The sequence below is a fragment of the Paenibacillus darwinianus genome, from assembly GCF_000598065.1.
Classification (GTDB): Bacteria; Bacillota; Bacilli; order Paenibacillales; family Paenibacillaceae; genus Paenibacillus_I; species Paenibacillus_I darwinianus.
Genome location: NZ_KK082182.1, coordinates 34,136 through 51,479, shown reverse-complemented (window position 1 = coordinate 51,479; position 17,344 = coordinate 34,136). Strand labels below are relative to the sequence as shown.

14 protein-coding genes are annotated in these 17,344 nt (G+C 57.8%); all 14 read right to left on the bottom strand.

Annotation, left to right across the window (positions count from 1 at the left end):
- Nucleotides 1-39 precede the first annotated feature (39 nt).
- The 14 genes from BG52_RS16530 to BG52_RS11435 all read right to left on the bottom strand — a co-directional run bounded on the left by BG52_RS16530 (nucleotide 40) and on the right by BG52_RS11435 (nucleotide 17,179).
- Nucleotides 40-252, bottom strand: coding sequence for a hypothetical protein (locus tag BG52_RS16530; RefSeq protein WP_051588051.1), 213 nt, complete (start codon nucleotides 250-252; stop codon nucleotides 40-42).
- A gap of 120 nt (nucleotides 253-372) precedes the next feature.
- Nucleotides 373-498, bottom strand: coding sequence for a hypothetical protein (locus tag BG52_RS16645; RefSeq protein ID WP_263280397.1), 126 nt, complete (start codon nucleotides 496-498; stop codon nucleotides 373-375).
- Nucleotides 495-1,352, bottom strand: coding sequence for an extracellular solute-binding protein (locus BG52_RS11490; RefSeq protein WP_051588053.1), 858 nt, complete (start codon nucleotides 1,350-1,352; stop codon nucleotides 495-497). The genes BG52_RS16645 and BG52_RS11490 overlap by 4 nt, the downstream gene beginning before the upstream one ends.
- A gap of 681 nt (nucleotides 1,353-2,033) precedes the next feature.
- Nucleotides 2,034-4,925 carry an alpha-L-rhamnosidase gene (locus BG52_RS11485; RefSeq protein ID WP_036580740.1) on the bottom strand — a complete coding sequence of 964 codons (2,892 nt, stop codon included), beginning with the start codon at nucleotides 4,923-4,925 and terminating at the stop codon, nucleotides 2,034-2,036.
- 36 nt (nucleotides 4,926-4,961) lie between these two features.
- A complete protein-coding gene (locus BG52_RS11480; protein WP_036580738.1) occupies nucleotides 4,962-5,789 on the bottom strand; it encodes a carbohydrate ABC transporter permease in 828 nt (275 codons plus the stop codon).
- Nucleotides 5,786-6,652 carry a carbohydrate ABC transporter permease gene (locus BG52_RS11475; RefSeq protein WP_036580735.1) on the bottom strand — a complete coding sequence of 289 codons (867 nt, stop codon included), beginning with the start codon at nucleotides 6,650-6,652 and terminating at the stop codon, nucleotides 5,786-5,788. The genes BG52_RS11480 and BG52_RS11475 overlap by 4 nt, the downstream gene beginning before the upstream one ends.
- A gap of 90 nt (nucleotides 6,653-6,742) precedes the next feature.
- Entirely contained in the window at nucleotides 6,743-8,110 is a 1,368-nt protein-coding gene (locus BG52_RS11470) for an ABC transporter substrate-binding protein (protein ID WP_036580732.1), read from the bottom strand.
- An 87-nt stretch (nucleotides 8,111-8,197) separates the two neighbouring features.
- A complete protein-coding gene (locus tag BG52_RS11465; protein WP_051588056.1) occupies nucleotides 8,198-9,982 on the bottom strand; it encodes a sensor histidine kinase in 1,785 nt (594 codons plus the stop codon).
- Nucleotides 9,983-9,995: 13 nt separating this feature from the next.
- Nucleotides 9,996-11,255, bottom strand: coding sequence for a response regulator (locus BG52_RS11460; RefSeq protein WP_036667291.1), 1,260 nt, complete (start codon nucleotides 11,253-11,255; stop codon nucleotides 9,996-9,998).
- 312 nt (nucleotides 11,256-11,567) lie between these two features.
- Complete coding sequence (locus BG52_RS15685) at nucleotides 11,568-11,729, bottom strand: GapA-binding peptide SR1P (RefSeq protein ID WP_144340799.1); 162 nt, start codon at nucleotides 11,727-11,729, stop codon at nucleotides 11,568-11,570.
- A gap of 257 nt (nucleotides 11,730-11,986) precedes the next feature.
- Nucleotides 11,987-12,412 (bottom strand): PaaI family thioesterase, encoded by a 426-nt coding sequence (locus tag BG52_RS11450; protein WP_036580722.1) that lies wholly within the window; start codon nucleotides 12,410-12,412, stop codon nucleotides 11,987-11,989.
- A gap of 51 nt (nucleotides 12,413-12,463) precedes the next feature.
- Nucleotides 12,464-14,170: a long-chain-fatty-acid--CoA ligase gene (locus BG52_RS11445; RefSeq protein ID WP_036580719.1), complete on the bottom strand. Its 1,707-nt coding sequence runs from the start codon at nucleotides 14,168-14,170 to the stop codon at nucleotides 12,464-12,466.
- Nucleotides 14,171-14,201: 31 nt separating this feature from the next.
- Nucleotides 14,202-15,974 (bottom strand): acyl-CoA dehydrogenase family protein, encoded by a 1,773-nt coding sequence (locus tag BG52_RS11440; RefSeq protein WP_036580717.1) that lies wholly within the window; start codon nucleotides 15,972-15,974, stop codon nucleotides 14,202-14,204.
- Between the two features lie 20 nt (nucleotides 15,975-15,994).
- Nucleotides 15,995-17,179 (bottom strand): acetyl-CoA C-acyltransferase, encoded by a 1,185-nt coding sequence (locus BG52_RS11435; RefSeq protein WP_036580714.1) that lies wholly within the window; start codon nucleotides 17,177-17,179, stop codon nucleotides 15,995-15,997.
- Nucleotides 17,180-17,344: the final 165 nt, after the last annotated feature.

The window sequence follows — 17,344 nt, the reverse complement described above, 5'->3', positions numbered from 1 at the left end:
CGGGCGAGAGTCGGCAATATGCCGTTAATTTTCAACTGATTATTGACCCATATTGGTTTTCATTTTGTTAACCATGTCGTCGAGCGCTTTTTGCGGGTCGGTGCCGTCGTTCCACATCGCGCCTAGCGTGGCGTCAACCGTGTTCCAGTACTGGACCATTTCCGGTACCGAAGGCATCGGTACGGAATTCTCGAACTGCTTCAGGAAGCCCGTCGCGATCGGATCGTTTTTTATTTTTTCATCTTCAGCCACCGTTTTGTCGGCCGGCAGATTGCCTGAAAGCTCGAAGTTTTTCAGCTGCCATTCAGCGGAAGTGATGAAGATCGCGAACAGCTTCGCCGCATCCGGGTACGGCGAGAGCGAGTTGACGAACTAGCCTTTAACGCCGGAGAAAGGCTTCATCGGCTGGACGTTAGGCAGCGTCGGATACGGTGCCACGCCCAGGTTCTTGATGCTTTCCTTCAACGAACCGGTATCCCACGGACCGGACGCGTTCATCGCCAGCTTGCCTTCCACGAACAGGCTTTTCTTGATGTCACCCGTGATGTCGGTCGTTTTGAGCGGCAGCACGTCTTGCTCAGCGTCTGGTAGAACTTACCCGCTTCCGGCGTATTCATGCCAATATCCTTGACATCGCTGCCGTCGCTGCCGAAGACATACGCACCATAGCCGCCGAAGATGCCGTAGCTCCAGTAACCGTTTCCGGCTTCCCACATGTACGCCCATTTATTCGCCGCCTCGTCGTTGAACGTTTTCGCGAATGTCTTCACGCCGTCCCAAGTAGCCGGAACTTCCGCAATCAAATCCTTATTATAGAAAACGGCCGTCGTTTCAACGGATTTCGGGAAACCGTACAGCATCCCGTCAACCGTCAACGCCTGGATAGCCGTTTCGTAAGAGCGCGCTTTCGTTTCCTCTTCGAACAGGTCGTTCGGCAAAATCAGACCGGCCGCAACCGCGCTTCCCGTGCGGTCATGCACAGCCGCGAATACGTCCGCGCCGACGCCGGCCGGGCCGTCCGTCGTGATGCGTTCCACGGACTTGTCTGCGCCGAATTCGGCGAATTCAACCGGAACGCCGTATTTTTCGGTGAACGCTTTGGCCGCTTCTTCCACGAAAACCTTCTGGTCGCCGCTGTCCCACACGATCAGCTTGGCGCCATCCTCCGGCACGATTTCCACATCCGCCGCCGCTTCATTGCCTGTATTCGCCGCCGCGTTGCCGCCGTTGTTCGCCGCGCCGTTGCCGGCCGCGTTGCCGCCATTGTTGGCAGGCGCGTTGCCGCCGCATGCGGCCAAAACGAATGTCAACACAAACGTCAGTACGAACAGTGCCGGTTTGTTTCTCTTCATCGATACCCAACCACCCTTTTCACAAAATATGAACCGTCTTTCAGCCGAACGACCTTCTCTTCGCTCACATGAGCCCCTACTGCTTGCACACTCCCGCGCAAACGTTTGTCCTTATCCGACTAAAAAACCGTCTTCTCCAAATAAAGCTATATTTACAAGCAAAAAAGGCACAACCCGCTCGTAATTGCTTACGCTCGAGGTTGTACCTTCCACAGGTAACATTGCCTTCAATTTGTCAAAGACGGCATCGCATATAATGGGCTTTCGCTCGCTTGCTTACATCATACGATATGGATTAAAGCGTTTGCATTGGTTAAAATAGAGGATACAAATTCAATTATAAGAATTATCCTCTTTATTTCTTTTATTTTCTTTCTATATCTATCCAAATCTCTAAATTCCTCTTGTTTGTTCACCGAAATCATTTTATTGCATATCCGAATGCCCTGCCTCGGCAGACGACTTCACACGAAAAGCGCAAACGTTTGCGCCATTATTCGCGGCGTTTAGCGCGATTTCCCCATTCCGGGGCAAATGCCCGCTCAGAAAGACCGAGCACTCGGGACTCGCCGCTGCCGCTACACTGGAGCCGGTTATTGGCCCGCTCCCTTCCTGAGAATATCGCGGAAAAGCGAGAACGGCCGTCGCCCTCCTCGCTTATTCCCTCTGTCCCGACACTTGCTACAGCTCGGCCAGCTCCTTGAGAATTTCGTCGATCTTCTCTCGCGGCACGCGCATCATGCCGTTCTCGCCGATCTGCTTGAACGAGAACGGTTTGGCTATGTTCACCAGCGCCCCGCTCAAAAGATGAGGCGCATGCCGGTTCAGCACGCCGGTCGCCCGTTCGTCCATCAGCACCTCGTTCAGCTTCGTCTTCTCGCTATAGCGTTCGCGGAACAGGTTCGGGCTTTCGTAAGCGAAGCGATAGGAACCCGAGCCGACCGTAATCCGCAAGCCTTCCGCGGTCTCGTCCACAGCCGTTACCCCCTCGGCGGCGTTCAGCCGAGACCCCCCTTCCGAGGTGCCGGCCAAAGCTGCGCCTCTCAGCAGGATTTCCGCCGTCGTATTGGCCGGAATCACCGCCTCCACCTCGATTCGGCCACCATCCACACGCCAGCCGGACGCAATACGGCCGTACATGGAATGATGCGCTGCCCTGGCATGAGTTAACAGGGTGGAACCGAATAACGGATCGATGCGTATCCGCCGGAACGCTGGCTCTGCCGGGTCCATATCGAGACCCGCGACCTTCCGGTACATCCAGTCGCCGATCGCCCCATAGGCATAGTGGTTGAACGAGTTCATATCGTCGCTCCAGAAGGAGCCATCCGGCTTGACGCTGTCCCAATGCTCCCAGATCGTGGTTGCCCCCTTCGAAACGGAATACAGCCAGCCGGGATAGCTTTCCTGCAGCAGCAGCCTGACCGCCGTCGTATGAAAGCCGCTGTTCGACAGGGCAAAGCAAAGGTACGGCGTGCCGACGAAACCGGTCGTGAGGTGGTAATCATTCTCGACAATGAGGTTGTTTAAATCTTCCGCCACCCGCGCCCTCGCTTGCCCGTCAACGAGATCGAACGCCAGCGCCAGCACATGCGCGGTCTGCGTCGGCGAGGCAACCCGCCCGGTTTTCGTTACGAATTCGTCCCGGAAAGCTTCGAGGACGCCGCAGAGCAGCTGGTCGTAACGCTCCGCGTCTTCGGAATAGCCGAGCGCTTTCGCAGCATCGCGCAATAGCCGCGTGGAGTAGGCATAATAAGCGGTTGCGATCAAGGCCGTCGGTGTTGCTCCGATATAACTGTTTTCCTTGGCGTCCAGCCCCAGCCAATCCCCGAAGTGGAAGCCCGAATTCCAGAGGTGCTCGTTCTCTCCCTGCGCGCGAATATATTCGACCCACCGCTTCATGCTCTCGTACTGCTCGGCCAGCAGGCGCTGATCGCCGTAATATTGGTAGACGGTCCACGGGCAAATGACGGCGGCATCTCCCCAGGCGGCCGAGCTTGCGCCGCCGACGATATCCGGGATGACGAACGGGATGCCGCCGTCGGGATGCTGCTCGGCTTTCAAATCACGCAGCCACTTGGTGAAGAACGGCGCTCCCTGGAAGTTGAACAGCGCCGTACTGATGAAAACCTGCGCATCGCCGGTCCAGCCCAGGCGCTCGTCGCGCTGGGGACAGTCGGTCGGCACGTCCAGGAAATTGCCGCGCTGTCCCCACTTGATGTTGCGCTGGAGTTGGTTCACCCGCTCGTCGGAGCATTCAAACTCGCCGGTCGGCGGCATCTGGGAATGCATGACCTCTCCCCGGAAGGCTTCAAGCGGCAGTCCGTTCTCCTGTCCCGGGAAACCTTCCACCTGAACATAACGAAAGCCTTGGAAAGTGAAATGCGGCGCGTAGCTTTCCTCCCCCGCTCCCTTGGCTATGTATGCCACCGTTTGCTTGGCCGGTCGGAGATTGCCGAAATAAATATTCCCGTCTTTATCCAGCACCTCGGCATGCCGGAGCACGATCCGCGTGCCTGCCGGCGCCTGCACGGCCATTCTCATGCGGCCGACCATATTCTGGCCCATGTCCAGGACGCGGTCGCCGGCAGGCGTGACGAACGTCGACACCGGGCGGATCGTTTCCGTCACGCGGGTCGGCCAATTCTCCTGGGCGACCAGCTGCTCCAGCGGCAGGTCAACCTGTTCGACGGGCGACCATTCGGCATCGTTGAAGCCGTCTTCGCTCCAGCCGCGCCGCTCCAGCCTTGCATCGTAAGTCTCGCCGTGGTAAATATTCGAATATTGAATCGGGGCCAACGACGCCCGCCACGTGGAATCGGTAGCCACCACGGCTTCCGTGCCGTCCCCGTACCGGACATGAAGCTGCAGCAGCGCGGCGCGCCGGTCGCCATACATGTAGTTGCGGCCCTCGAAGCCCAGGCCTCCGCGATACCAGCCGTCTCCAAGCAGAATGCCTACGCCGTTGCCGCCTTCCTTAATCTGGCCGGTAACGTCATAGGTTTGGTACTGAAGACGGTTCCGGTAGCTGGTCCATCCCGGAGCCAGCAGATCGTTCGACACCTTCGCTCCGTTCACGTACAGTTCATACACGCCGGCCGCCGTCGCATACACACGCGCGGACACAATGCCCGCACCCAGCTCAAACCTCTTGCGCAGCAGGAAGGCCGGCTTCGCATCCGGCGCAATCTGCCGCGAGTCGAGCGTAATCCAGTTCGCCTGCCAGCCTGCCGGGTCCAGCAGGCCGAGCTCCAGCCGGGCGGCCGCGCTCCATGCCGATTCCTGTCCGGCTGCGTCCCACACTTTGACCCGAAACTGGTAAGCGGTTCGGGCCGCAAGGCCCGGACCCGTATACGGGATGTGAATCGACTGCCCGGAGTCCACCCGGCCCGTGTCCCACAACGGGGCATCGAAATTGCCTTCCCCACCGGTCAATTGCAAGCGATAGGCTGTCTGGCGGACGCCCCGCGCCTCCGATTCCAGAATCCAGCTGAAGCGGGGCACGGCGATATCCGCGCCAAGCAGGTGTTCCCTGTACTCGGACGTGATGGACCGGATGTTCAATATCGGCATGTATACGCATCTCCATTTCGCTAATTTTCCGTCTCGTTACCCTTTGACCGAGCCCGCCGTCATGCCCGACACGATCCGCTTGTTGAAGATCAGAAACAGCACGAACGGCGGCAAGGTAATCAGAAGGATATTGGTGAACAATAGGTTATACTGCGTGACATACTGGCTCTGGAAATTGTAGAGCGTCAGCTGAACGGTGACATTGTCCGAGCCCGGCAGAAAGTAGAGCGGGTTCGTAAAGTCGTTGAAAATGGTGACCGCGGACAGCACGATAACCGTGGCCGTCACGGGTTGGAGCAGCGGCAGGATGATGCCGAAAAACAGGCGCAGGCCGCCGCAGCCGTCGATGACCGCCGCTTCGTCGACCTCGCGGGGAATCACGGACATAAACCCTTTGTACAACAGAACGGCAAACGGAAATCCAAGCGCCACTTCCACGAGAACAAGGCCGAACAGCGTCTTGAAAATTCCGATTCCGTCCATTACCCAGATCGTGGGCACGATCGCCGGAGGAATGATCAGACCGGCGAGAATCAGGAAGTTAAACACGGGCGTGGCCCGATCTGTCCTTCGCTGCAGCACATAACCGGCCATTGCGCACAGCACGATAAGGATGGCGATCGATACGACGGTCAGAACCGTGGAGTTAAAGAAAGCCCGGATCAGCATAAAGTCGCGCGCTTCGACAACGGTCTTGACGTTCTCCCAGAAGCGGAACGAGGACGGCAGAGAGAGATTGAGCAGGGAAGATTCCGGAACGTCCTTCCCCGCATTGACGATAATAAAATAGAACGGGATCCAGAACGCAACGACGGTAAACAGGATGCCGGCCAATTCGAATCCAAGCTTGCCGACGGCTCTCACAGGTCTACCTCCCTACGGTTCAGATACGTATACAGCGGGAACGCAAGCGCGGAGACGATCAGGAACAGGATGACGTTGCCTGCCGTCGCCAGACCGTAGAAACCGCCTTGGTACTGCTTATAAATGATCGACGCGATCAGGTCGGTCGTGAAGCCCGGTCCCCCTTTGGTCATCGTCCATATCAAGTCGAATGAGCGGAGGCCGCCGATGAATGCCAGAATGATGACGGAATTCGTCGCGGGACGGCTTAGCGGCACGATAATGTTCCAGAACTTGTGCCAGGCATTTCCGCCGTCGATCTGCAGCGCCTCGTAGTACTCGCCTGGAATCGAGAGGATGCCGGCGATATAAATAACCGTAGCAAACCCGACACCTTTCCAAACGTCGACCAAGGCGACAGACAACAACGCAAGACGCGTATCGCCGAGCCAGTCCGGACCGGAAATGCCGATCGCCGCAAGCGAAGTATTAATGATGCCCTGGCTCGGATGCATCATCATGCTGAAAGCGATGCCGACGGCGATCGTGCTGACCAGCGTCGGAAAAAATATGACAGACCGTAGATAATCTTTGGTTCGGATCTTCGAGGTCAGCAGCACGCCCAGCAGCAGTCCGAGGACCACCTTCAAGGCGCTGGTAACAACGGCATAGATCAGCGTGTTCTTGAAGCCGATGCTGAGCGACTGCTCATTGAAAAAAGTAACGAAATTTTCGAGTCCTATAAACTCCCACTCGGTGAGCGTCCATCTGGTCAGGCTGAAAAAGAAGGACAGGATCGTGGGCAGAATGAAGATGACGAAATAGATGATCGCCGCCGGCACCAGGAACAGGTAGGAATAGGTTCGCTTAAAAATAGGGTTCATGGTGATCTCTCCTAAACGCTTGAAGTGGATCGGCCCCGCTTGCCGGCAGGGCCGAGCTTCTGTACCCGCAGAAAACGAAGGCGAAGACGGTTACCAGCCTTCCAGGCCCAGCTGCTTCGCCTGCTTCTCCACATCCTTATCGTAAGCGGCGGCGCCTTCCTTGGCGCTCTTGATGCCCGAGCCGACCTCGACCGTAATCTGCTCCAGGCTCGGTCCTTTGATCGGGGAGACGAACTCCAGCGCCGGCGCCGTTTTGTCCGTTTCAAAGTACGGCAGCATGTCCTTGACCAGGGCCGGCACGTCATCCGGCACCACAGCGTCCTTGATGAGGTAAGGGCCTGTCGGCTTGGAGACGGCGCTGACCGTTACCGTACCTTCCACGGATGCGACAAACGCCAGGAATTGCTTCGCCTCCTCGATGCGCTTGCTTTCCTTGTAGATATAACCGGCTCCCGGCATCCAAATCGTCAGGCCGTTCTTCCCGACATCGTCGCCCGGCTGGGCGAAAAACCCGATATTGTCGATCTGATCCGGGAAGTTCTGGACGATCGCCGGCGTAGCGAACGACAGCATCGGATAATGCGCGCCTTTGCCTTCTGCCAGCATCTTCAGGCCGGCATCGTAGGTCGTCGCCAAAAGGTCCTTGTTCATGAAGCCTTTATCATTCAGCTCCTGCAGCTTCTCGAAGCTTCTCAGCGCCGCCGGCGTATCCGCATTGGTGGCCTTGCGGGCGGTGAAGTCTTCCGCGAAGGTCGGCACCTGCGCCTGTACGTTGTAATAGTCCGCCAGCACGACCAGCTGAGAGGTCCAAGTGTCCTTAAACGTGCCGATGACCGGTGTAAGGCCCGCAGCTTTAATCTTCTCGTTGTTGGCGATCAGCTCGCTCCAGGTCTTCGGCACCTTCAGGCCAAGATCGGCATACACCTTCTTGTTGTAGAACCACCCGCCCGCGGTCGTGGAGGAGGTCGGCACGCCGTATACTTTGCCGTTGTAGCTCACCGTCGGCTTGAAAGAATCGATCACGTTGGCCTGAAACGGTTCGTTCGTCAGATCGAGCAGATTTTTCTCCGGCGTCAGCGCCTGCATCAGGGAACCCGAGTTGTAGAAAAACACGTCCGTCATGTCTCCTGTCGCCAGACGCGTCTTGACGATGTTGTCGCCTTCGGAGCCGCCGGGACGGGTCTCGAGTTCGACCGTGATGTTCGGGCTTTTCTTCTTGAAGGCTTCAATATAGGCGTTGGCGGTGTTAACGGAATCCTGCGTATTGTCCACCAGAAGCGTAATCGTGACCTCTTCGGCCGTCTCTTCCGTCTTCCCGCCCGCCGTTGCATCTTTCCCCGCGCCCGCGCCGCCTTCCGGGCTGCCTTTCGACGCGGTGCCGCCGCATGCGGCCAGCAGACCCGTCAGCAGGATGGTGCAGAGCAGCATGGCTAACGGCTTGAATCCTTTCTTTTTCATGCGTTTCTTCCCCCGATCGTTGTCGTAGTGTTGGACTTAAGAAAGCGCCTGCTTTCTTTCGTCTTTATTGTAAGGGTGGGGGAACGTTCATGAAACCGCTTCATTTTTAAGGCGGGTGTCCGTTTTTTTTGGATTGGGGACGGGCTTAAACCGCAGCGTAATTCGCGTGCCTTCGCCAGGCCGGCTCCAAATGCCGAGGGAGCTGTCAGGCCCGTAATAAAGCTCGAGCCGTTCCCGCACGTTTCCGAGTCCGTATCCCTGCTCCGTCCGGCTGAGATCTTCCATACCGATGCCGTCGTCTTCAACCGTGAAGACCAAATATTGTCCGTCCCGGATTGCCGTCAGCCGAACGGTTCCTTCTCCCAGCTTGGGCTCCAGACCGTGATAAATCGCATTCTCGACCAGCGGCTGCAGCAGCAGCTTCATGATTTCCATACCGAGGATCGATTCCTCGATCTCCTCGATGTAACGGAAGCGGTTATTGAAGCGGATGTTCTGGATTGTCAGATAATGCTCGATATGCTTCAGCTCGCTGTAAACGGGCAGGGTCTCTTTGCCCTTGTTCAGACTGAGCTTGAAGCTCTCGGACAGGGAGACGGCCATCTGGGCGACATCCCGATTGTTCTGCAGCACCGCCATCCAATAGATCGAATCGAGCGTGTTATACAGAAAATGGGGCTTGATCTGCGACTGCAGAGCGCGAAGCTCGGCTTCCCGTTCTTTGAGCCCGGAGTGAACGAGCTTCTCGTTCAGCTCGTCGTTCTCGAATGCCATCCGCTTGAACGTCTCGCCGATGACGCCCACCTCGTCCCGGGCAAAGCTTTTTGGAAACGCGCGGGTTCCCTTTGTCCAGTCCAGCATCATTTTTTTCACCTGAAGCAGGGGGCGCGTGATGCTGCCGGAAATGAAATAGGAGAATATCAAGGCAATGACCGCAATGATCGCCGCAATGGCCGACGTGGCCCATCCGATATTCCGGGATTGCTTCAGAAGCTCATTGGATTTGACCATATGCACGAACGTCCAATCCGCGGCCTGGTTCCGGAACGGATTGATCAGATAACCTTGCGCGCGCAGCCCGTCAAGCACCTCCGCAATGCCGCCTTCGCCCAGAGGGACCGAGGAGGCGTTGCTGAAAACGGCTTTCGCGGATTCGGGCGTCTCGGCGAGCGCCATAAAGGAGCCGTAATCGTTGCTGTCGCCGAATATTTTCGCGAAAATCGTCTTGGACACATTCACGACGAGCAGCCCGATAGGCGGTCCTCCCGGATTGTCGGCATCACGGAACAACTTGACCGTCGAGAAGGCTTGATCCGTTTCCCCGAAGATATCGGAATCGTAATAGACGACCTTCCCCTTGGCCTCATAGGCGGCCCGATACCAATCCGAGGCTTCGATGCGGCCCGCTTTGTCCGCACCTTCATAGATGCCGGCGTCATCGGAGCGACCGAGGCAATACGTCTTCATCCGCAGATCGAACAGGCAAATGGATGTGACGAATCGCGTGTCCGTAAAGCTGTCGCTGATCAGCCGTTGCAGGCGGGTCGCGGTCCGCTCGCTCAAATTGTCCGGCTGCAGATCGAAATTCAAGCCGCTGTTCCGCAGGTCGTCGCGGATCGCGTCATTGACGACAATCGACAGATGCAGGTTGTTAATGTTGCGGAAAAGCAGGTCCGCCACTTCGCTCGATGTCCGCAAACGATCCCGGTTCGTTTGCTCGTTGACATCCACCAGCGTATCCTTCGTAATATTGAACGAGATGAAGCCGAGCAGCATGATCGACGGCAGGGACAGGCCGATCATTGCAGCCAGGAAGCGGCTTCTGATCCTGCGGAATCGAATCATTTTCGGCAATATTGTCCATTTATGCATGCAAACGCCTTCCTTACTGTCCGGTATGGTGGGTGTCGCGGTAGTGGCCGGGGGTCATGCCGACCAGCTTCTTGAATATTTCCGTAAAATGCCGATAGTTGAGATACCCGACCTTCTCGCTTACTTCATTCACGCGCATGCCGGAGCGGAGCATGGATTTCGCGTGCTCCATACGGATGCTGGTGAGATGCTTGATGTAGGAAATGCCCATCTCTTCCTTGAAAAGAAGGCTGAAATAGGCGGAATTCAAGCCCACATGGCCCGCCAGCTGCTGCAGCGACACATCCTCGCCGTATCGTTCCTTCAGATAAGCAAGCGCTTTCTCCACAGCGGCATGCTTCGTCGAGCGGCGGGTCTTCGCCATCCAGGCCCCTATATCCGCCAGCCGGCTTCTCAGCCATCCGAACATAGCTTCTCTGGTATGCATCGTGCTCAATTCCTGATGCGGAATCCAGCGGAATTCCCCGATGTCTCTGCCGGTTTCCTTGGCCACCTCCAGACCAAGATAGACGAGCTTCAGAATCTCGCGTTCGGCCTTTTCGGGATTCAGCCTTTGCGACTCCATCCAGGACTCGAAGCTTCCCAACGCCCGAAAGAGGCCTTCGCGGTCGCCTGTTCGCAGGCAATAAATGACGGCTTCCTCATGCTTGGTCAAGCCATCGGGCAGCGTATCGTTTTCCCCTACATCCTCGATCCTCGTCCAGCCGCTTTCCCCAAGGAACCTGCCGTACCGCAGAGCGCGCCGCCCTTCCTTATAGCTCCTGGACGTCTCCGACAAGGAGGCGTAAGTCCCCCCCGTGCCGAACACCCCGGCCGCATCCGCTGAAATTTGTATCAGCCGTTCCCACAGAGCGTCGCTCGACTCCCATTTCGCCTTCATCGCGCTGAACGCTTGCTGACGTACGATTCGGTCGATCGCCTTCCTCATGGCTTCCTCAATCTTAGGAATCGTAACCGGTTTCTCCAGGTAATCGACAACGCCCAGGCCGATGGCCCGCCGCACGCAGTCGAATTCGTTGAATCCGCTGAAAACGATGAACATCGTCTCGGGCGCTTCCGCCGTTAAAATCTCAATCAGTTGCAGACCGTCCATGCCCGGCATCCGAATATCGGTCAGTACGATATCCGGGCGAAGCTCGCGGAACAATCGGAGCGCCAATACGCCGTCCCCCGCAGTGCCCGCCAGCTCGATCCCGTACTGCCGCCAATTGATCATCGACCGCAAACCTTGCAGCACGATATATTCGTCATCGAATACAACCGCTTTAAGCATCTGGAATCCCTCCCTGCAGCGTGAACGTACATTCGGAAAATGAAAGCTTGTACAACGTTTTCTCTATTATAGCAACAAGCCGCCGGATGAAGTGTGATAGATTATGTCGAGGCGGCCGCACGGTGTATACGCACCAAATCCCTTCTCCCTAAGGGTAATGGACTCCCCTGCCGATTGATATGGCTGTAATTTTTGGATGGATGTCGGTTTTTTTTGGTTCTGTTTGATCAATAAAAAAAGGGCTCGACATGATCGGCCCCCTAGCGGTTTTGTTCCTATGATCTTGTTGAATGATTCGCGATGAATGGACCTTTATTTGCCGGACGCACAAGCCGGGTCGCTGCATAGCCCGTGGATCTTTTTGACCCCGTTCGTCGGAATGGTCGTGATGACCGTTCCGCAGGATTTGCACAGGACAACGCCGAGATCCGGGGTGCGCACCGCTTGCAGCGTTTTCGAATCGCTTACCATCATCTCACAAACCTCCCTCGTTATTTTAGTCCTCTCCAATCCGACGAGAAAACGCTTACCGTTATTTAGTACACACTAATTATATAATATGACGTACTAAATGACAACACAAATTTATTAATGCGTCACAAAAAAGGAATAGGCCTTGCCCGCAGGGTGAAGCGGCTTGACAATGAGGTCGACCGTCTTCAGCGCCGGGTCAACCGGCTGGAGCAAGGTCCGCGATAAGGTCAGCCGGTTGCCGGTCAGCCGGTTGCCGGTCAGCCGGTGCTGCCCGTGAGCACCCGGAACGTGGCGGTTGCGGCCGCGCATGCTTCGCCGACCTCGTCCGTCAGCGTGCCTTTGGTCATAATTGTCCTGCCGGAGATGAGCATAATCTCCGCCACCGCCGTAATCCGGCCTCTCTTGACCGGGGTAAGGAAATGCACGCTCAGGCCGGAGGTCACCACCATGTCCTCCGGCCTGGCGGCCATGGCGGCCAAGCCCATCGCGGAATCGAGCAGCGTCGCGTAAACCCCGCCATGCACAATGCCGAACATATTCAAATGATGGGCCTTGACGTCGAGGGCGGCCACCACCATGCGGTCGTCCATACTAACAAGCTCGCACCCGGTGTAGCCCCAGAATGTGCCGATCGCCTTTGCAAACAGACTTTCATAGCCGTCCACCGTATGTCCGTCCTTCATGCGCGGCGGATCTCCTCCTTTCGGCACGCCGGGACAGCCCGGCGCGACTGCTTATGTCACGGGGCGGCTGTGCGCCTCGTTATCCTCGAGCAGCTTCCGGCGCAGCACCTTGCCGGCCATCGTTTTCGGCAGGCTGTCCCGGAATTCGTAAAGATGCGGCACCTTGTAAGCGGCCAGGCGCTCCCGGCACCATTTTTCGAGATCGCCCGCCTCCAGCGACGCGCCGTCCTTGAGCACGATAAACGCTTTGACCGTCTCGCCGCGGTATTTGTCGGGCACGCCCAACGCGGCGGCTTCCTCGATGTCCGGATGCTCGTAGAGCACCTCCTCGATCTCGCGGGGGAAAATGTTGTAGCCGCCGGCGATGATCATGTCCTTCATCCGGTCGATAATGTAGAAAAAACCGTCTTCATCCATCCGCGCCATGTCGCCCGTGCGGAGCCAGCCGTCCTGCAGCACCTTCGCGGTTTCCTCGGGACGGTTCCAGTAGCCTTTCATCACCTGGGGACCGGATACGGCCAACTCGCCGATCTCGCCCTGCGGCAACGCCTCGCCCGTCTCCGGATTTACGATCCTGGCCATCGTATCGGGAAAAGGAATGCCGATCGAGCCCAGCTTCCTTTTCTCCCAAATGTTGTTGGCATGCGTAACGGGCGACGATTCGGTCAGACCGTAGCCTTCAATAAGGCGACCGCCGGTCAGCGATTCGAACCGCTCCTGCACCTCCAGCGGGAGAGGAGCCGCGCCGCTGATGCAAATATTGATCGACGACAGGTTGTATTTCCTCACCTCCGGATGATTGATCAAGGCGATATACATCGTCGGCGCGCCGGGAAACAAGGTCGGTTTCTGCTTGTTGATCGTCTTCAGCGCCTGACCGGCTTCGAAGCGGGGCATCAGGATCAGGCAACCGCCGAGCAGCACCGACTGGTTCATCAGCACCGTCATGCCGAACACATGGAAAAACGGCAGCGCGGCAAGGTAGCGTTCCCGACCGGGCACCTTTCTGTACCCCCAATTTCTCGCTTGGATCGTGTTGACGACCGCGTTATAGTGCGTAAGAATGACGCCCTTCGCTACGCCGGTCGTGCCGCCGGTATACTGCAACATTGCCATTTCGTTCTCCGCGTCGACCTCGGTGCGGACAGGCGTAACGGGTGAATCGCGCAGCAGCTTCTGGAAGGCGTGCACGTTCGCGCCGTAGCTGACATCCCGCTTCATGCCATCTTTTTTGACCTTCAACGGGTAAAACAAATTTTTGGGGAACGGCAGATAGTCCTGGATCGACGTGACGATCGTATGGCGGATTGACGTCCTCGGCACGACCTCCTCCACCCGGCGGAACAGCAGGTCGAGCGTCACGATCGCGACCGAACCGGAATCCTTCAGCTGGTGCTCGAGCTCCCGCGGAACATAAAGCGGATTGGTCATGACGACTACCGCTCCCGCCAGCAGCGTACCGTAATACGCGATGACCATTGAAGGAGAGTTGGGCAGCATGAGCGCTACCCGGTCGCCTTTGTCAATCCCGAGCTTGCGCAGCGCATGGGCGAATTTGTAGGCGCATTCAATAAGCTCGGTATAATTCAATTCCTTGCCCATAAAATGTATCGCCGGCCGCTTCGGAAATTTGGCCGCCGCCTGCACGAGAAATTCCGCCACATTGTGCTTGGGGTAATCGAAGGACGGAGACACCTCCTGCGGATAATGCGACAGCCACGGTTTTTGGTTGTGCGTTTGCGTTTGCGTTTGCGTCAAGACCCATCACCTCATTTGGTTTGGACTCGAACTAACAGACGAACCTTTCCGTTGCAGCCACGAGCGCCGCTACCTGCCGCTTCAATGCGATCGTATTGACCGGCGTGCGGCGGGTCAGCTTCTTCAGCATTGACAATTGCGTGCGCAGCATGTCGCCCGACTCGATCGCCGACAGCGTTTCTTTTGCCAGCGATTCGATTTTCTCGAACGCCTCGCACACGAACACCCTCGTCATAGCGACGGCGGCCGCGCATTTTTGCTCGCCTGCCGCCTTCAGCCGTTTCTTCGTCCGCAGCAGCGCGCTCTCCATCGCATAAATCTGGATCATCATGTCCGCCAGATGGCTGAGCAGCTCCTGCTCCTGCTCCAGCTTTACGCCAAATTTCTGTACGGCCCCTCCTCCCGCAAGCAGAAATATTTTTTTGGCCATCGACAGCAGATGGGTCTCTTCCTCCAATACGCCGTCGAACTGCCTGCCCGGCACAAGCTCCAGCAGCTCCGCTTGAAGCCCCTGGGCCTTTTGCAGCAATGGCAGTTCACCCTTCATGGCGCGTTTGATCAGTGTGCCGGGGATCAGCAGTCGGTTGATCTCGTTGGTCCCTTCAAACAGCCGGTTAATCCGGGAATCGCGGTAAATACGCTCGATTTTATATTCTTGAATATAGCCGTAGCCGCCGTGAATTTGCACCCCTTCGTCCGCGACGAAGTCGAGCGCCTCTGAGCCGAACACCTTGTTGATCGAAGCCTCGAGCGCATATTCAGCTATCGCCTTGGCGGACAAGGCGCCGGCATCCGGACTGCCGTGATCGATGCCGGCAAGGCCTGCGTCCATCAGCCCGGCCGTCCGGTACACCATGCTCTCCAGCACGTAGGTGCGAGTGTTCATCTCGGCCAGCTTTTTTCCGATCAGCGGAAACGAGGAAATCGGCTTGCCGAACTGCTGCCGCTGATTGGCGTATTTGGCGCTGATCTCGATCGCTTCCTTCGCGGCGCCGAGGCAGCCGACCGCCAGCTTGAAGCGGCCGATATTCAGAATGTTGAAGGCGATCAGGTGGCCTTTGCCGACCTGCCAGAGCAAATTTTCCGCAGGCACCCTGACGTCCTCCAGAATAAGCGGGCGCGTCGAGGAACCCTTAATCCCCATTTTCTTCTCTTCCGGACCGAAGCCGACGCCCTCCATCGTCCGCTCGACGATGAAGGTGCTGAATTCCTTGCCGTCCACCTTGGCGTACACGATGAAAATGTCGGCGAAGCCTGCGTTCGTGATGAACTGCTTCGCTCCATTTAATATATATGCGCTGCCATCCCCGGTTAGCCTGGCGGTCGCCTTCGCGCCGAGCGCATCGGAGCCAGACGACGGCTCGGTCAGGCAATAGGCGGCGATCTTCTTGCCGCTCGCCAGGTCGGGCAAATATTTGCGCTTCTGCTCCGGCGTGCCGAAGTAAACGATCGGCAGCGTGCCGATGCCGACATGCGCGCCGACCGACAAGGCGAACGAGGACGCCTTCGACAGCTTCTCGCTGATTAACGTGGAGCTGACCTTGTCGAGGCCCAGCCCGTCGTACTCCTCCGGCACGTCGGCGCCGAGCAGGCCGAGTTCTCCGGTCTTGCGCATCAGCTTGACGGTCAAGTCGTAATCCAGCTTTTCGAGCTGCTCGTCGTGCGGCAGAATTTCGCCCTCGACGAAATCGCCCGTCGTCTCGGCGAACATGCGCTGCTCCTCCGTCAAGTCCTCCGGCGTGACGACCGACTGCGCGTCCGGATCGTCGATCACGAAGCTTCCGCCGATGATATTATCCGCCATGGTACATCTCCCCTTCCGATTTAATCCGCATATACCTCAAACACGCCCGCCGCGCCCATGCCGCCGCCGATGCACATCGAAACGACGCCAAGGCCGCCGCCGCGTCGGCGCAGCTCATAAATTAGGCTTGCCGACAGCTTCGTCCCGGTGCAGCCCAGCGGATGGCCGAGAGCAATACCGCCGCCGTTCACATTAACAAGCGACTCATCGATGTTCAGCGTTCGAATGACATGCAGACACTGCGATGCGAAGGCCTCGTTGATCTCGAACAGCTTGATGTCGTCCAGGCCGACCCCGGCGCGCTCCAACGCCTTCGGGATCGCCTCCACCGGGCCGACGCCCATAATGTCCGGTTCGACGCCGGCAAGCGCGAACGACCGGAAAGCCGCCAGGGGCTTCAGCCCTAGCTCCTCCGCCTTCTCCCGGCTCATGACGAGCACGGCTGCGGCGCCGTCGTTCATCGGCGAGGCGTTGCCTGCGGTCACGGAGCCTCCGGCTTTGAATGCCGGCTTCAGCTTGGCGAGCCCTTCGACCGTCGTATCCGGCCGCACGCATTCGTCCGCTTCAAACCGGACAGATTTCTCCCACGGCCTGCCGTTGTCGCCAAAGCCCTTCAGCGACGCTGCGACCGGCACGATTTCCTCCCGGAATGCCCCGGACTGCAGAGCGGCCGCCGCCTTCCGGTGGCTGCCTGCCGCGAAGCGGTCCTGGTCCTCACGGGAGATGCCGAACCGGTCAGCGACATTTTCGGCCGTGTAACCCATGCCGATATAGACGTCCGGCATCTCGTCCACGATGCCCGGATGCGGCGACGGCTTGAAGCCGGTCATCGGGACATGGCTCATGCTCTCCACCCCGCCCGCGATCACCACATCCGCATTGCCGGTCATAATGCGCTCGGCCGCAAATGCAATCGACTGCAGGCCGGACGAGCAGAACCGGTTGATCGTCAATGCCGGCACCGTGGACGGAAACCCCGCATACAGCGACATGATGCGGGCGAAGTTAAGCCCCTGCTCCCCCTCCGGCATCGCGCAGCCGATGATGATATCCTCGACGTCTGCCTTGTTCACGCCCGGAGCGCGGTCGATTACCGCTTGCAGCACCGTGCGGCCCAAATCCTCCGCGCGGGTTTGCGCCAAACTGCCTTTCTTCGCCCGACCGACCGGCGTACGGGCCGCAGCTACGATGACAGCCTCTCTCATGTTCGTTCACCTCACTTGGGAATCGGTTAGTTGCGAAGCGGCTTGCCCTTGGCCAGCATGTATTGCATACGCTGCTGCGTCTTCTGCTCGCCGCACAGGCTGAGGAACGCCTCGCGCTCGAGATCAAGCATATACTGCTCGGTCACCATCGTGCCCGCCGGCAGG

Coding starts and splice junctions, on each gene's coding strand:
- BG52_RS16645 (WP_263280397.1), bottom strand. CDS start 498: ATGAACGCGTCCGGTCCGTGGGATACCGGTTCGTTGAAGGAAAGCATC.
- BG52_RS11490 (WP_051588053.1), bottom strand. CDS start 1,352: ATGAAGAGAAACAAACCGGCACTGTTCGTACTGACGTTTGTGTTGACA.
- BG52_RS11485 (WP_036580740.1), bottom strand. CDS start 4,925: ATGCCGATATTGAACATCCGGTCCATCACGTCCGAGTACAGGGAACAC.
- BG52_RS11475 (WP_036580735.1), bottom strand. CDS start 6,652: ATGAACCCTATTTTTAAGCGAACCTATTCCTACCTGTTCCTGGTGCCG.
- BG52_RS11470 (WP_036580732.1), bottom strand. CDS start 8,110: ATGAAAAAGAAAGGATTCAAGCCGTTAGCCATGCTGCTCTGCACCATC.
- BG52_RS11465 (WP_051588056.1), bottom strand. CDS start 9,982: ATGCATAAATGGACAATATTGCCGAAAATGATTCGATTCCGCAGGATC.
- BG52_RS11460 (WP_036667291.1), bottom strand. CDS start 11,255: ATGCTTAAAGCGGTTGTATTCGATGACGAATATATCGTGCTGCAAGGT.
- BG52_RS15685 (WP_144340799.1), bottom strand. CDS start 11,729: ATGATGGTAAGCGATTCGAAAACGCTGCAAGCGGTGCGCACCCCGGAT.
- BG52_RS11450 (WP_036580722.1), bottom strand. CDS start 12,412: ATGAAGGACGGACATACGGTGGACGGCTATGAAAGTCTGTTTGCAAAG.
- BG52_RS11440 (WP_036580717.1), bottom strand. CDS start 15,974: ATGGCGGATAATATCATCGGCGGAAGCTTCGTGATCGACGATCCGGAC.
- BG52_RS11435 (WP_036580714.1), bottom strand. CDS start 17,179: ATGAGAGAGGCTGTCATCGTAGCTGCGGCCCGTACGCCGGTCGGTCGG.